Origin of the sequence: Rathayibacter sp. VKM Ac-2857, from assembly GCF_013205025.1 — a bacterium.
Lineage (GTDB): Bacteria > Actinomycetota > Actinomycetes > Actinomycetales > Microbacteriaceae > Rathayibacter.
The window spans coordinates 1,131,670-1,146,309 of record NZ_JABMLE010000002.1 but is presented as its reverse complement, the minus strand read 5'-3'; the positions used below and the strand labels follow the sequence as shown (position 1 = coordinate 1,146,309).

Genomic DNA, 14,640 nt, shown 5'->3' with positions numbered 1-14,640 from the left:
GATGACCTCCGAGTGTCTTCCGAGTGTGCCGTTCCGAACGACCGTGTCGCTCCGAACGATACTCAGCGATATGTGCGGCGACTGTGAGCGACTGCCTGGTGAGCTGCGCATCCGGGTGACTCCCGGCGCCCGCAGCAGACCCGGGCCACCGCACACGTGTCTTGCGCCACGGCCGAGCGACCGCGAGTCCCGCCGGATGAGAATGTCTCGTCGCGACCAGCCGCGGGCGTCCCGAAGCGCCCGGCTCCTTCGTCTCTGGTCGCCTTCATCGAAGGGATACCCATGAGGAACACGCGCACTGCCGCGGCCTGTCTCGCCGCGACCACCCTGTTCGGCCTGCTGTCGGCGACGCCGGCGATCGCCGAGCCGGCCCCGACTCCGACGACCATCGCGCCCGTGCCGACGACCGCTGCGCCCGAGCCGACTCCGACGACCATCGCGCCCACGCCGACGACCGCTGCGCCCGAACCGACTCCGACGGCCATCGCGCCCACGCCGACGGCCGCTGCCGCCGAGCCCGCCGCGGTTCCGACGCCGGCCGAGCCCGCTCCGGGAGCGGCGCCGTCCGCGCAGCCGGCGCTCGTGATCGCGACGCTCTCGGACGACGGGGCGCTGGTGTCACTGTCCGACGACCTGTACCGGTCGGAGAAGCGGATCGTCGTGATCGTCGAGGGGAAGCCTGTCGCTCAGATCCAGAACAAGCAGACCCGCGGTGTGGCGACAGTGACTCCCGATTCCGTCGATGGTCGGTCGGTTCTCCACATCCCGGGCGTCAAGCCCGGTGATCGCATGGCTGTCACCGAGTACGTGGGGTCGCTGGACGACGGCTTCGACGACTCCCTCCGCCGTACGAGGCTGTACGCGGCGCAGCTCGGCGATGCCGCTCCTGCGTCGACCGAGGCCGCTCCCGGAGCGGCGCCGATCGCGCAGCAGCCGTTCGTGATCGCGACGCTCTCGGACGAGGGGGTGCTGGTGTCGGTGTCCGATGACCTCTACCGCTCGGACAAGCGGTTCGTGGTGATCGTCGAGGGGAAGCCCGTCGCGCAGATCCAGAACAAGCAGACCCGCGGTGTGGCGCGGGTCGTCCCCGATGTCGTTGATGGGCCGACGGTCCTCTACATCCCCGGGGTGAAGCCGGGCGATCGCCTGGCGGTCACGGAGTACGCGGGGTCGCTGGACGACGGGTTCGATGACACCCTCCGCCGGACGAGGCTGTACACGGCGCAGCTCGGCGATGCGGCTCCGACGGGCGGGCAGCCGGCTCCGGTCTCGACCGAGGCACCGACGCCCGGTCCTGTCGCGGGGGCCGGTACTGCGAAGGATGCTCCGGTGGTGACGGTGTCGTACGAGGATCACCGAGCGGTCTTCTCCCTGTCGGAGGACGTTGCTACCAGTACGGCGCGGGTGTGGATCTCTGTGAACGGCGTGAAGATCGGATCGGTCTGGAACGACGAGCTCACCGGTCTCTCCGGCGCCTACTACTCGGGGCACCGGCTGTACTTCACAGCTGATGTGCAACCGGGTGATCAGGTGAAGGTCACCCTGGAAGGCGGCAACGGGTCCGGTGCCGATGAAGACGCTCCGGAGCGTGTCCTGTTCGAGGGGACGCTGTAGCCGGCGCTGCTCTCTCCCGAGAAGCAGTTCAGTACGCAGAAGTTGCGGTAGTCGAGTGCGACTACCGCAACTTCTGCGTTGTGGGCGGGGTCAGCGCGGGAGGCGCTGGAGTGCGGTGCGGCGCTCGCGGTCCTCGAGGGCGGCGCGCTCGTGGCGGAGGGCGGCGACCTCCGCGTGGGTGGGCGGGAGGCGGCGCTCCCGGGTGCTCCACGCCACGAGGGCGATGCCCGCGCGGAGCGCGAGGCGGTCGAGCAGGCGGGCGGTGCGGGGTCGGGGGAGGCGGGCGACGAGTGTCGCTGCGGTGTTCACGATGGTGTCCTTCGTGCGAGGCCCGGTCGGTGCCGGGCGGCTGGCGCGCGGGCGCGCCGGAGAGCGCCTGGTGGGCGCGGCGAGGAGCGCGCTCGGAGCGCGCGGAGCGGCCGCCGGAGGGGCGGCGCGCGGGACCCGGGGTTCGGGTCGAGGACGGGACGACGGTCCGTGCGGCGGTGCCGCGGACCGGGAGCTTCTTCTGCGCCGTCACCGTCTGAGCGATGACGAGCGGGAGGCTCGACCGGTCAGTCGGAGAGGGCGCCGAAGAAGCCGGCGGTGGTGAAGTGCGGCGCGTTCGTCATGGTCGGCTCCTTTCGTGGTGGCGTTCGTCGACCGTAGCGGGTCGACGGAGTTCCTGGCAAGAGGCTGGGTGCGGGCGGGTCTCGATACGCCGCCTGCGGCGGCTACTCGACCAGCATGAGGCGCCTGCGGCGGCTACTCGACCGGCATGGGGGCGCCTGCGCGGACGGGGGACGGTGGAGCGGCTGCCCCTTGCATGCTGATCGAGTAGGCCGCATTGCGGCCGTATCGAGATCCGCCACCGCCAGAAGGCAGGTCTGCAGACTCGCCCTGCTGGCGTCGGCGGGTCTCGATACGCCGCCTCTGGCGGCTACTCGACCAGCATGAGGTGGCCTGCGGCGGAGAAGGCGTCAGCTTTTTGCATGCTGATCGAGTAGGCCGCGGAGCGGGCGTATCGAGATCCTTCGTGCGGGGGACGTGGGTCTCGATACGCCGCCTGCAGCGGCTACTCGACCAGCATGAGGTGGCCTGTGGCGGCTACTCGACCAGCATGATGGCGCCTGCGGCGGATACTCGATCAGCATGATGGCGCCTGTGGGGGCTACTCGACCGGCATGCTTCGCCGGGTCAGGGGCGGGGGCGGGGCTGCAGGCGCTCGAGCTGGGTGACGTGGGCGGGGGTCAGCTCCTCGAGGGAGTGGGCGCCGAGGAGCTTCATGGTGCGGACGATCTGGTCGGAGAGGATCGCGATGGTGCGGTCGACGCCCTGGCGGCCGCCGGCCATGAGGCCGTAGAGGTAGGCGCGGCCGATGAGGGTGAACTTCGCTCCGAGGGCGATGGAGGAGACGATGTCGGCGCCGTTCATGATGCCGGTGTCCACCATCACCTCGGTGTCGGTGCCGACCTCGCGGACGACCTCGGGCAGCAGGTGGAACGGGATCGGGGCGCGGTCGAGCTGGCGGCCGCCGTGGTTCGACAGCACGATGCCGTCGACGCCGAAGTCGGCGAACTTGTGGGCGTCCTCGACGCTCTGCACGCCCTTGATGACGAGCTTGCCGGGCCACATCTCGCGGATGACCTTGAGGTCCTCGTAGCTGATGGTGGGGTCCATGGCGAGGTCGAGCAGGTCGCCGACGGTGCCGCCGGTGGCGCTGAGGGACGCGAACTCGAGCTTCTGGGTGGTGAGGAAGTCGAACCACCACCACGGGCGGGGGAGTGCGTCGAGGACGGTGCCGACGGTGAGCTGGGGCGGAATGGAGAAGCCGTTGCGCTTGTCGCGCAGGCGGGCGCCGGCGACGGGGGTGTCGACGGTGAAGAAGAGCGTCTCGTAGCCGGCGGCGGCGGCGCGCTCGACGAGGCCGTAGGAGATCTCGCGGTCGCGCATCACGTACAGCTGGAACCAGTTGCGGCCGTTCGGGTTGGCCTTCTTCACGTTCTCGATCGAGGTGGTGCCGAGCGTGGAGAGGGTGAACGGGATGCCCGCGGCGGCGGCCGCTCCGGCCCCCGCGGTCTCGCCCTCGGTCTGCATCAGGCGGGTGAAGCCGGTGGGTGCGATCCCGAACGGCATCGCGGAGGGCGCGCCGAGGACGGTGGCGGTGGTGTCGACGGCGGCGACGTCGCGGAGCACCTGGGGGTGGAACTCGACGTCCTCGAACGCCTGGCGGGCGCGGGCGATGGAGATCTCGCCCTCCGCGGAGCCGTCCGTGTAGTCGAACGCGGCCTTGGGGGTGCGGCGCTTCGCGATGGTGCGGAGGTCCTCGATGGTGAGGGCGGCGTCGAGGCGGCGCTTGCGGCCGTCGAGCTCGGGCTTCTTGAAGCTGAGGTACTCGAGCAGCTCGACGGGCTTCGGGAACTGGCGCTGGACCATGCTGGTCAGCCTTTCTCGGGGGAGGAGGGACGGGGTTCGTAGCGCGTCGGCGGGAACGCCCGGCGCACGAGCGCGCGCAGCGACTCGAGCGAGCCGGAGACGAGGCCCTGCGCGCGGGCCTGGACGATGATGTTCCCGATCGCCGTGGCCTCGCTGGGACCGGCCTCGACCGGGAGGCCGGTGCGGTCGGCGGTGAGCTGGCAGAGCAGCTCGTTCTGCGAGCCGCCGCCGACGATGTGGATCGTGCGGACCCGCTTGCCGCTGAGCCGGACGGCGTCGATGAGGGTGCTCGCGTAGGCCTCGGCGAGCGACTCCAGGATCGAGCGGACGAACTCGGGGCGCGTGCGCGGCTGCGCGAGACCGCGCTCGACGCACCACTCGACGATCCGGCCGGGCATGTTGCCGGGGGCGAGGAAGCGCTCGTCGGCGGGGTCGAAGGTGGTGATCGGTCCGCGGATCGCCGCCGCCTGCCGCAGCAGCTCGGCGAGGTCGATCTGCTCGCCGGTGCTGCGCTCCCAGGTGCGGATCGACTCGGAGAGCAGCCAGAGCCCGGAGACGTTCTTCAGGAATCGGACTCGCCCGTCGACGCCGCCCTCGTTGGTGAAGTTGGCGGCCCGACCCTCCAGCGAGACCACCGGCTCCTCGAGTTCGACGCCGACGAGCGACCAGGTGCCGCTGGAGATGTACGCGAAGTCCTCGCCAGCGGCCGGCACGGCGACGACGGCCGAGGCCGTGTCGTGCGAGCCGACGGCGACGACGCCGAGCCCGGCCGGGGCGCCGAGCTCGGCGGCGACGGCGGGCAGGAGCGAGCCGAGCCGGGAGCCCGGCTCGATCAGGGGCGCGAGGATCCCGAGCGGCAGATCGAGGCGCGTGAGGAGCTCGTGGTCCCACGCGCGGGTGTGCGGGTCGAGCAGACCCGTGGTGGAGGCGTTGGTGATCTCGGTCGCGGCGACGCCGGTCAGCCAGTAGCCGATCAGGTCCGGGACGAGCAGCGCCTGGTCGGCGAGTGCGAGGACGTCGCGCTCGTCGGCGAGCTGGAACAGCGTGTTGAAGGGGAGGTGCTGGAGTCCGTTGCGCGCGTAGAGCTCCTCGGCGCCGATGCGCGCGTGCACGTCGGCGACGCCGCGCGCGGTCCGCTCGTCGCGGTAGTGGTACGGCGCGCCGAGCATCCGGCCCTGGCGCAGCAGGGCGTAGTCGACGGCCCAGGAGTCGATGCCGATCGAGACGACCTCCGGCTCGTCGCGGAGCGCGTTGGTCAGTCCGGTCGTCAGCGAGCGGTGCAGTTCGAGGATGTTCCAGTGCAGCGCGGACTCGGCGCCCTCCTGGACGCGGACCGGCTGGTTCGGGAAGCGCGCGACGTGCCGCATCCGCAGCTCGTCGTGGCCGACGTAGCCGAGGATGACGCGCCCGCTGGTGGCGCCGAGGTCGACCGCCGCGACGGCCTTCATCGGAGGACTCCTTCGGTCGCGGTCATCGGAGGAACGCCGCCGCGACTCCAGCGTCAACAGGAACGTGCAGCCCCGTCGTGTGCGAGAAGTCCGACGTGCAGAGGGCGAAGACGGCGTTGGCCACGTTCTCGGGGACGACCTCGCGCTTGAGGATGGTGCGCTTGGCGTAGAACGCGCCCAGGTCCTCCTCGTCGATGCCGTAGGTCTTGGCGCGGTTCGCGCCCCAGCCGGAGGCGAAGATGCCGGAGCCGCGGACGACGCCGTCGGGGTTGATGCCGTTGACCTTGATGCCGTGCTCGCCGAGCTCGGCGGCCAGCAGGCGCACCTGGTGGGCCTGGTCGGCCTTGGTCGCGGAGTAGGCGATGTTGTTCGGGCCGGCGAAGACCGAGTTCTTCGAGGAGATGTAGACGATGTCGCCGCCGAGCTTCTGGTCGACGAGCACGCGGGCCGCGGCCTGCGAGACGAGGAACGAGCCCTTCGCCATCACGTCGTGCTGGAGGTCCCAGTCGGCCTCGGTGGTGTCGAAGAGCGACTTCGAGAGCGAGAGGCCGGCGTTGTTGACGACCAGGTCCAGACCGCCGAAGGCGAGCACGGTGGCGTCGATCGCGGCCTTCACAGCGGCGGCGTCGGAGACGTTCGCCGCGACTCCCACCGCGACGTCGGTCGAGCCGAGATCGGCGGCCGCGGCCTGCGCCTTGGCGAGGTCGAGGTCGGCGACGACGACGCAGGCGCCCTCGGCGGCGAGGCGGGTGGCGATGGCCTTGCCGATGCCGGAGGCGGCGCCGGTCACCAGCGCGATGCGGGAGGCGAGGGGCTTGGGCTTCGGCATCCGCTGGAGCTTCGCCTCCTCGAGGGCCCAGTACTCGATGCGGAACTTCTCGGCCTCGTCGATCGGCGCGTAGGTCGAGATCGCCTCAGCACCGCGCATCACATTGATGGCGTTGACGTAGAACTCGCCGGCGACGCGGGCGGTCTGCTTGTTGGCGCCGTAGGAGAACATGCCCACGCCCGGGACGAGCACGATCAGCGGGTCGGCGCCGCGGATCGCGGGGCTCTCGGGCGTCGCGTGCGCGTCGAAGTAGGCCTGGTAGTCGGCACGGTACGCCTCGTGCAGGGCGGGGAGGCGCTCGAGGATCTCCTCGACGGAGGCCTTGGCCGGCAGGTCGACGAGCAGCGGCTTCACCTTGGTGCGGAGGAAGTGGTCGGGGCATGAGGTGCCGAGCGCGGCGAGGCGCGAGTGCTCGGTGCTCGCGAGGAAGTCGAGGACCTCGGCGGAGTCGGTGAAGTGGCCGACCTGGGGGCGGTCGTGCGAGGCGATCGAGCGCAGGTGGGCGGCGAGGGCGGCGGCCTTGGCGCGGCGCTCCTCCTCGGGCAGGGCGGCGTAGCCGTCGAGGGCGGGGCCGAAGGGCTCGGGGCGGCCGTGCTCGGCGATGTACGCGCTCGCGGTCTCGATGATGCGGAGCGAGTTCGCCTCCGCCTCCTCGCTGGTGTCGCCCCAGGCGGTGATGCCGTGGCCGCCGAGGATCGCGCCGATGAGCTCGGGGTTCGCCTCCTTGATCGCGGCGATGTCGAGGCCGAGCTGGAAGCCGGGGCGGCGCCAGGGGACCCAGGCGACGGTGCCGCCGAAGGCCTCCGCGGTGAGGCGCTCGCCGTCGGCGGCGGTCGCGAAGGCGATGCCGGAGTCGGGGTGCAGGTGGTCGACGTGCGCGGCGTCGACGAGGCCGTGCATCGCGGTGTCGATCGAGGGGGCGGCGCCGCCCTTGCCGTGCAGCGTGTAGTCGAACGCGGCGACCATCTCGTCCTCGCGGTCGAGGCCGGGGTAGACGTTGGTCAGCGCGCGGAGGCGGTCCATGCGGAGGACGGCGAGGCCCGACTCCTTCAGCGTGCCGAGGTCGCCGCCGGAGCCCTTGACCCAGAGCAGCTCGACGGGCTCGCCGGTGACGGGGTCGGTCTCGACGCCCTTCGCGGAGGTGTTGCCGCCGGCGTAGTTCGTGTTGCGCGGGTCGGCCCCGAGGCGGTTCGAGCGGGCGATGAGCTCCGCGGCGGTCGAGGCTGCCATGACTTCTCCGTCTGATTGAGCGAGTGTGTTAACTATCACAGAAGCTAACAGCCGGACTCGTTCCGGTCAATGCTCGTCAGCGCACGTCGGCGAGTCCGCGGAACGGGTCGAGTCGCTCGTCCGCGGGGTCGAGCTCGGTGACGAGCACCGCGATCGCGTCCCAGTCGAGCGCCCGGGCGAGGGCCGTGCGCTCGAGCTTGGAGGAGTCGACCAGCAGCACCGTCTCGGCGGAGGCGGTGACGAGCACGCGCTTCACCTGCGCCTCCTCGAGTGTCACCTCGCTCGTGCCCGCGCGGGTGACGGCCGAGGCGGAGGTGAAGAAGCGGTCGTAGTGCAGCTCGGCCGCGCCGGCGCAGGCGAGCGGGCCGACGAAGCTGTCGGTCTCGGCCTGGAGCTCGCCGCCGATCAGGACGACGCGGGCGCGGGTGGCGCGGGCCGAGGCGTGGTTCTCCAGCGAGTTGGTCGCGATGAGCAGCCGCGGCGACTCGGGGGCGGCGGCGAGGAGGGTGCCGGCGGTCGAGGAGGCGTCGACCGCGATCGCGCCGGAGTCGGGCAGCAGGGCGACGGCCTTGCGGGCGATCTCGCGCTTGGCGGCGGCACCCGCGGCCAGGCGCTCGGCGAAGGGGCGCGGCCGGAGGGCGGCGACCGCGCCGCCGCGGACCCGGCTGAGCCGGCCCTCCGCCTCGAGGTCGGCCAGGTCGCGGCGCACGGTCATCGTCGAGACGTCGAGCTCGGCCGCCGCGTCGTCGAGGCGGATCGCGCCGTCGCGCTCGAGCAGCTCGATCAGGCGCGCGCGCCGCTCCGCGGAGTCCACCGTGGCCATGCCGCTCCCGTTCCGCCGGCGCGTGGGCGCCCGCGCGATCGAGAGTATCGGTGGGCGGGTGCGGCCTGCGTCGGTGCCGGCCGGCGTCAGTCCTGGTCGTCGCGGTCCCGGCGCACCTGGGCCGCGGGGTCGCGACCGGTCACCGGGAACGGTCCCGTCACTCCGTCGCGCAGCTCCGCGATCCGGAGGATGCGCCCGCGCTGGAGGAACCAGCCGGCCACCAGCAGCGGGACGATGATCACCAGCGAGGCGATGGTGAGGGTGCCGACCGGGAAGTCGATCGCCATCAGCACGAGCACCACGGCGAGGAAGACGAGGGTCAGCCAGGAGGTGACCGGGGCGCCGGGGAGCTTGAAGGACGGCTCCTTCGCGAGGCCCTTCTTCGCCCACTGCCGCAGCCGCATCTGGCAGAGGATGATCGTGCCCCACGCCGTGATGATGCCGAGGCTCGCGATGTTGAGCGCGATCTCGAAGGCCTGGCTCGGCACGAAGTAGTTCAGCACCACGCCCGCCACCGTGAAGGTCGCGGTGAGCAGGATGCCCGCGTAGGGGACGCCGCCGCGCGACATCCGCGTCGTCCACTTCGGTGCGGAGCCGTTCATCCCCATCGAGTGCAGTGCGCGGCCGGTCGAGTAGAGGCCGGCGTTGAGGGAGGAGAGGGCCGCGGTGAGAACCACGAAGTTCATGATCGAGCCCGCGATGGTGCCGACCTCGGGGCCGCCGATCGAGGAGAAGAAGGTGACGAAGGGGCTCTCGCCCTCCTTGTAGGCGGTGTACGGGAGCAGCAGCGAGAGCAGGACGATCGAGCCGACGTAGAAGATCGCGATGCGGAAGATCACCGAGTTGATCGCGCGGGGGATCACCTTCTCGGTGTCCTGCGTCTCGCCGGAGGCGGTGCCGACCAGCTCGATCGCGGCGTAGGCGAAGACCACGCCCTGCATCACCAGGACTGCGGGGAGCAGGCCGTTGGGGAGGATGCCGCCGTTGTCGCCGAGGATCGAGACGCCGGTCTGCACGGTCTCGCCGCCCGCCTGCACCGGGAAGGCGAAGACGAGCCAGATCAGCGCGACGACGAGGAAGGCGACCAGCGCCGTCACCTTGATCAGGGCGAACCAGAACTCGAGCTCGCCGAAGACCTTGACCGCGACCATGTTCGCGGCGAGGACGACGAGCAGCGCGATCAGGGCGAGGAGCCACTGCGGCGCCGCGGTGAAGGCCGACCAGTACTTGAGGTAGACGGCGACGGCGGTGGTGTCGACGATCGAGGTCATCGCCCAGTTGAGGAAGTACATCCAGCCGGCCGCGTAGGCGAACTTCTCGCCGTAGAACTCGCGGGCGTAGGAGATGAACGACCCCGACGACGGGCGGTGCAGGACCAGCTCGCCGAGGGCGCGGAGGATGAAGAACGCGAAGATCCCGGCGACCAGGTAGGCGATCGCGAGGGCCGGCCCGGCGGAGTTGAGGCGGCCGCCGGCGCCGAGGAAGAGCCCAGTTCCGATCGCACCGCCGATCGCGATCATCTGGAGCTGGCGGGGCTTCAGACCGTGCTGGTAGCCCTCCTGCTCGTGCGAGAAGTCCTTGGGGGGCGCCTGCTCCGCACCGATGTCGTCCTGCGCTGTCATGGCGTCACGGTACTCCCGCTCGGAGCCGGTTCCGGCCGGTGAGCGCGGGGTGGGGGCGGGTATGCGCTTGCCCGGTCGGTCGGAGGGGTGCGGAGAGGTGCACGGAGGCGTTGAGGCTCCTCCACAGGCACTGTAACGCGCCGTGTTGTCGTGATACCTCGCTGAGATTGTCAGATCAGTATGGTTCCGGGCATACGGTTCCCTCGCTGCCGCAGCGCAGCCCGCCTCACCGGTCACGGTGACGGCGGTCCGAAATAGTGAGAGGTCCCACCATGTCCTTCCGAGCACCCGGCTCCCGCCGGTCCTTCATCACCGGACTCGCCCTGACGGGGGCGATGCTGATCGCGCCGGTCGCGGCGGCGTACACCGTGTCGTATCCGGACGGAGGCAAGTGGATCCACGGGACGACCGGCGGGATCGTGCTGTCCGCCTACGAGCACTCGTCCGAGAAGCATCGGACGTCTGTCGACAACGGAACGCTGCACCGGTCGAGTTGCCAAGCACCGGGTGTACCCGCAGCGATCAGCGCGCCGGCTCGAATCTTCGAGGTCGACTACGCCTACTACAGCTTCTGCTGATTCTTGATCGAACGGCGGGCGGGGTCTCGGCCCCGCCCGCCCGAGCAGTGGGAGAGCTGAGAGAAGCAAGAGCGTGATCCTCGGCTACGCGCTGGCCGTCGTCCTGGCGACAGTGCTCGCCGTCGTCTTCGTCCGCGCGTTCGATGCGCGCGGCCCGGTGTGGAACGGGGGCTGGCAGCTCTCGTTGTCGCGGGATGCCGAGCCGCGGGTCTCCGCCGCTGATGTCTACCGCGAGCTCACCGTATTGGTCGAAACCCGCGGGATCGACGTGGTCCGATTCGTCGAGGACGCCGAGGAGCCGGCCACCGTCCGCCACCTGTACGTCGCAGGAGAGGGGGCCGCGGCGGAGCTGCTCCGCGACGGCTACGGCGCTGTCGACACCGCGATCACGACGACGGTCGCGCCGCTGCAGGACCTCGGTCTGCTCGATCCGCGCGGGGCCTGGCTGGTCGGGGGTGATCGAGCGGATGCGGAGGCAGTGCTCGCGGTCATCGAGAACGGCGGCTGGTCGGGCCGGGTCGCGCCCTACGCCTCGGGCATCGACGTCGACACGTACCGCGAGTACGGCGATCTGATGCGCTCGCTCGCCGTCGCGCTGCTCGGGATCATCGTGCTTGTGGGAGCTGGCACTGTGCTCCGCAGCAGGGCGCACGGTGTGCAGCGGCTGCACGGAGCGGGGCTCCTCCGCATCCTGCTGTCGGAGTGGCGCTTCCTCGCGCTCCCGGTGGTCGCCTTCTCGGTCGGCGGAGTGGCGGCGGTCGCTCTCGCGACGGCCGCTGTGAACGGCCTCGCGCAGCTGCCGACGGTCCTCGCGCTCTCCGGCCGGCTGCTCGCGCTCCTCCTGCTCGCCGCGGTCGTCGCGCAGATCCTCGCGATCGCCCTCACCGACGGCCGCCGGCTCGTCGACCAGGTGAAGGGCGAGATCGACGGCTGGTGGGTGCTGCTCGGCGTCTACGCCGTCCGGGTCCCGGCGGTGCTGGTGCTCCTCGCGATCGTCGCCGCGCTCGGGCAGAGCGCCCGGGTCGCCGAGGTCGAGGGGCGCAGCCGCGAGCTCCGGAGTGCCGCGCAAGACGCGGTCACGATCAGCATCGGCGGTTACTTGAGCCCGTCCGAGTATCACGCCGCTGATCGGCGACTGGCCGATCTGGCCGTCTCGCAGGAAGCCTCCGGAGGGATGATCTTCGTCACGCCGGGACTCAGCGACCAGGGAAACGTGCTGCTCGTCAATGAGGGATACCTCCGGAGGGTCGAGGTGCTCGGCGATGACGGGCGCCGGATGACCGAGGTCCCCGACGGCGTCCTCACTGTCCTCGAGCCGGAGGACACGTCTGCTGAGTACCGGCTGTCCGTGCTGGCCGACCTGCACTCCTGGCAGGACACGCAGTCGAGCGTCTCGGATCCGGCACCCGCGACCGTCGGTCTTCCCGTCGCGGAGCACGTCGTGCCGTCAGGGCAGGCCCTCGTCACCTTGGGCTCCGGTGAGCACAGCTTCCGCCCGGAGCCCGAGCTCGTCGATCCGATCGTCGTCGTTCTGCCATCGGTCGGGGTGCTCGCCGCCTCCGAGCTGGTCGCGGTGATCACCCAGGGCGGAGTGATCTTCACCGATCCCGCGGCGCTCCCGGCCGCGATCGAGATGGGCGGTCTCTCCCCCTTCGTGGCCTCCATCACTCCAGTGGCGTACCAGGCGAACGAGCAGTACCGGCGGGCGCTCGGTGCGCACGCGATCAACGTGATCGGCTTCGTGAGCGGCGGGATCGTCGTGCTGCTCACCGGACTGGTCGCGGCGGTGGTGCTGGTGGAGAAGGACCGCAAGCGGGCGTTCGTGCACCGGCTGTCCGGGCTCGGACCGCTCACGGCGCACCGGAGCGGGCTCCTGCTGGAGGGTGTGCTGCTGACAGCGACGCTGGCGCTCGCCGTCGTCCCGCAGTGGTTCCGCGATCCGAAGGACGTCCGCACGGTGATCGACCTCGGCACGGTCGACACCGAGAACTTCCTTCTCGAGCAGACGGCGCTGGACATCGGCGTGGTCGCGGCGAGCTCTGCCCTCCTCGTCGCGTGCCTGGCCCTCGCCCACCGGAGGGCGAGCCGCTCGCCCGTCGTCGACGCCTGATGCGCTCCCCGCTCCACTCCTCCCTCCCGACCGAACGGAAAGTCCTCCTGTGATCCTCGCCACCCACCTCGCCAAGGGCTACGGCCGACGCACGCTGTGGAGCGGGCTCGATGTGACCGTCGCCTCCGGCAGCACCCTCGCCCTCACCGGCGCGAGCGGCAGCGGCAAGTCGACGCTCCTCAACTGCCTCGGGCTCCTCGACGCCCCCGACTCGGGCTCGATCGAGGTCGACGGCGAGGAGCTGACCCGGCTCCGGGCGCACGGCCGCCGGCGCTTCCGGCGGGACCGACTCGGCTACCTCTTCCAGAGCTACGCCCTCGTCGACACCGCGACCGTCGAGCAGAACCTCGCGATCGCGCTCGGCGAGCGGCGAGGCCGCAGCGACCGGTTCGAGCGCGCGCTCGACCGCGTCGGCCTCGCCGGGCGGGGCCGCGAGCGCGTCGCCCGGCTGAGCGGCGGCGAGCAGCAGCGGGTCGCGCTCGCCAGGCTGCTGGTGAAGAGCCCGACGCTCGTCCTCGCCGACGAGCCGACCGGCGCCCTCGACGCCGAGAACAGCGAGACGGTGCTCGACGTGCTGACCGAGCTCGCCGGCCACGGCGCGAGCGTCGTCGTCGCGACCCACGACCCCGCCATCGCGAGCTGGTGCGACGCGCGGCTCCACCTCGCGGCGTCCTGAGCTGCAGGCAGCCATCGGCCGAATCGTGCTGGTCGGGGGTCTCGATACGCCCGCTGTGCGGTCTACTCGACCAACAGAAGGACCCGCTGCGCGGGCTGACCGACAATCACAAGGAACCGCTGCGCGCGCTACGTGACCAGCAGACTGACCCGCTGCGCGGGCTGCTCGCCAGCAGGGGGGGTCTCCAGCGGGAGTGCTCAGCGCAGACATGCTGGTCGAGTAGCCCCGCAGGGGCGTATCGCGACCCGACCCCGTCAGCACGGGTGTTCTGCGGACTCGGCTGCTGGCCATGGTGGGTCTCGATACGCCCGCTGCGCGGTCTACTCGACCAGCAAAGGGGGACCGCTGCTCGGGCTACTCGACCAGCAAAGGGGACCGCTGCGCGGGCTACTCGACCAGCATGAGGGGGTCCGCGGAGCGGGCCGCTCGACCACTGGGAGAGATCAGGCGGGGACGCGGTGGGTGGCGAAGGCGAGGTCGATCAGGGGGAGGCGGTCGCGGTCGACGACGGCCGTCAGGACGCGGTCGCCGAGGTCGGCGCCGACGCCGAGGACGTGCGCGTCGGTGTCGATCCGGAGGCCGGGGACCGAGCGGCCGTCGAGGAGGAGGGGGACGTCGTGCTCGACGCACTTCTCGGTCGCGGGGCCGAGCAGCTCGCCCGGGAAGCCGCCGCGGACCCGCTCGTCGCGGAACCGGTTCATCAGGATGTGGTTCACGTGCTCGACGAGGACGCTCTCGACGGAGTGCCACGGCGGCGCCGGCTCGTGCGCGACGGTGGTCCGCACCGCCTCCCAGAGCCACGGGTAGCGCATCCGGGCGGTGATCGCGGTCATCCAGTCGGGCAGCGGGCGCACCGGCGGGGCGTCGAGGGAGGCGCGCAGCTCGCCGGAGAGCTCGGCGAGGTTGGCGGGGTCGTCGTGGTCGTCCGGGTTCTGCCAGAGCGTGTAGCCGATCGCCGCGGACTCGATCTCGACGCGCCCGCCGGAGGTGCTCGACGCCGTGCCGGACGTCCACGGCTCGAGCGACGGCTGAGGGACGAAGCCGTACAGCGGGCCCGGGAAGGCGCGCGCCACCTCGTCGAGGGTCGGCGGGACCGGGACGTCCTCGAGGCGGGCGCTCTCGTCGTAGAACATCCTCCGAGGGTGGCGCGTCGGCGCGGCGGGCGCAACGGCGGGTGGTGACCCGGCGAGGGGCGGCGGTGGGCGCGGGGAGGCGACCGGGGGTCCGGCGATGGTGGGTCTCGATACGCCCGCGGAGCGGGCTACTCGACCAGCAAGGGGGGGCCCGCTGCGCGG

General features: G+C 71.4%; 11 protein-coding genes. 4 read left to right on the top strand and 7 right to left on the bottom strand.

The features are described from left to right. Positions 1-282: 282 nt before the first annotated feature. On the top strand, positions 283-1,614 hold the full coding sequence (locus tag HQQ86_RS20930; RefSeq protein ID WP_216845344.1) for a hypothetical protein: 1,332 nt from the start codon (positions 283-285) through the stop codon (positions 1,612-1,614). A 90-nt stretch (positions 1,615-1,704) separates the two neighbouring features. Here HQQ86_RS20930 and HQQ86_RS12410 read toward each other — a convergent pair whose 3' ends face one another. The 6 genes from HQQ86_RS12410 to HQQ86_RS12385 form a co-directional block, all read right to left on the bottom strand. Next, a complete protein-coding gene (locus HQQ86_RS12410) occupies positions 1,705-1,923 on the bottom strand; it encodes a hypothetical protein (RefSeq protein ID WP_173288445.1) in 219 nt (72 codons plus the stop codon). A gap of 867 nt (positions 1,924-2,790) precedes the next feature. Beyond that, positions 2,791-4,029, bottom strand: a complete 1,239-nt coding sequence (locus HQQ86_RS12405; RefSeq protein ID WP_173288443.1) for an alpha-hydroxy acid oxidase — start codon at positions 4,027-4,029, stop codon at positions 2,791-2,793. Between the two features lie 5 nt (positions 4,030-4,034). Further along, positions 4,035-5,477, bottom strand: coding sequence for a rhamnulokinase family protein (locus HQQ86_RS12400; RefSeq protein WP_173288441.1), 1,443 nt, complete (start codon positions 5,475-5,477; stop codon positions 4,035-4,037). A gap of 22 nt (positions 5,478-5,499) precedes the next feature. Next, positions 5,500-7,536: a bifunctional aldolase/short-chain dehydrogenase gene (locus tag HQQ86_RS12395; protein ID WP_173288439.1), complete on the bottom strand. Its 2,037-nt coding sequence runs from the start codon at positions 7,534-7,536 to the stop codon at positions 5,500-5,502. Between the two features lie 76 nt (positions 7,537-7,612). Next, positions 7,613-8,359, bottom strand: a complete 747-nt coding sequence (locus HQQ86_RS12390; RefSeq protein ID WP_173288437.1) for a DeoR/GlpR family DNA-binding transcription regulator — start codon at positions 8,357-8,359, stop codon at positions 7,613-7,615. A gap of 86 nt (positions 8,360-8,445) precedes the next feature. Further along, entirely contained in the window at positions 8,446-9,981 is a 1,536-nt protein-coding gene (locus HQQ86_RS12385; protein WP_173288435.1) for an amino acid permease, read from the bottom strand. A 272-nt stretch (positions 9,982-10,253) separates the two neighbouring features. Here HQQ86_RS12385 and HQQ86_RS12380 point away from each other — a divergent pair, with 272 nt between their 5' ends. From HQQ86_RS12380 to HQQ86_RS12370, 3 genes are all read left to right on the top strand, one after another. Then, on the top strand, positions 10,254-10,559 hold the full coding sequence (locus HQQ86_RS12380) for a lactococcin 972 family bacteriocin (RefSeq protein ID WP_173288433.1): 306 nt from the start codon (positions 10,254-10,256) through the stop codon (positions 10,557-10,559). A gap of 73 nt (positions 10,560-10,632) precedes the next feature. Continuing rightward, the gene (locus HQQ86_RS12375; protein ID WP_173288431.1) at positions 10,633-12,669 is read left to right on the top strand and encodes a hypothetical protein; all 2,037 of its coding nucleotides are present in this window, start codon (positions 10,633-10,635) and stop codon (positions 12,667-12,669) included. Positions 12,670-12,718: 49 nt separating this feature from the next. After that, the gene (locus tag HQQ86_RS12370; protein ID WP_173288429.1) at positions 12,719-13,345 is read left to right on the top strand and encodes an ATP-binding cassette domain-containing protein; all 627 of its coding nucleotides are present in this window, start codon (positions 12,719-12,721) and stop codon (positions 13,343-13,345) included. A 443-nt stretch (positions 13,346-13,788) separates the two neighbouring features. On the opposite strand, the gene HQQ86_RS12365 is transcribed toward HQQ86_RS12370, so the two are convergent. Beyond that, positions 13,789-14,478 carry a hypothetical protein gene (locus HQQ86_RS12365; RefSeq protein WP_173288427.1) on the bottom strand — a complete coding sequence of 230 codons (690 nt, stop codon included), beginning with the start codon at positions 14,476-14,478 and terminating at the stop codon, positions 13,789-13,791. Between the last annotated feature and the right edge of the window lie 162 nt (positions 14,479-14,640).

Coding starts and splice junctions, on each gene's coding strand:
- HQQ86_RS12400 (WP_173288441.1), bottom strand. CDS start 5,477: ATGAAGGCCGTCGCGGCGGTCGACCTCGGCGCCACCAGCGGGCGCGTC.
- HQQ86_RS12385 (WP_173288435.1), bottom strand. CDS start 9,981: ATGACAGCGCAGGACGACATCGGTGCGGAGCAGGCGCCCCCCAAGGAC.
- HQQ86_RS12395 (WP_173288439.1), bottom strand. CDS start 7,536: ATGGCAGCCTCGACCGCCGCGGAGCTCATCGCCCGCTCGAACCGCCTC.
- HQQ86_RS12390 (WP_173288437.1), bottom strand. CDS start 8,359: ATGGCCACGGTGGACTCCGCGGAGCGGCGCGCGCGCCTGATCGAGCTG.
- HQQ86_RS12380 (WP_173288433.1), top strand. CDS start 10,254: ATGTCCTTCCGAGCACCCGGCTCCCGCCGGTCCTTCATCACCGGACTC.
- HQQ86_RS20930 (WP_216845344.1), top strand. CDS start 283: ATGAGGAACACGCGCACTGCCGCGGCCTGTCTCGCCGCGACCACCCTG.
- HQQ86_RS12405 (WP_173288443.1), bottom strand. CDS start 4,029: ATGGTCCAGCGCCAGTTCCCGAAGCCCGTCGAGCTGCTCGAGTACCTC.
- HQQ86_RS12365 (WP_173288427.1), bottom strand. CDS start 14,478: ATGTTCTACGACGAGAGCGCCCGCCTCGAGGACGTCCCGGTCCCGCCG.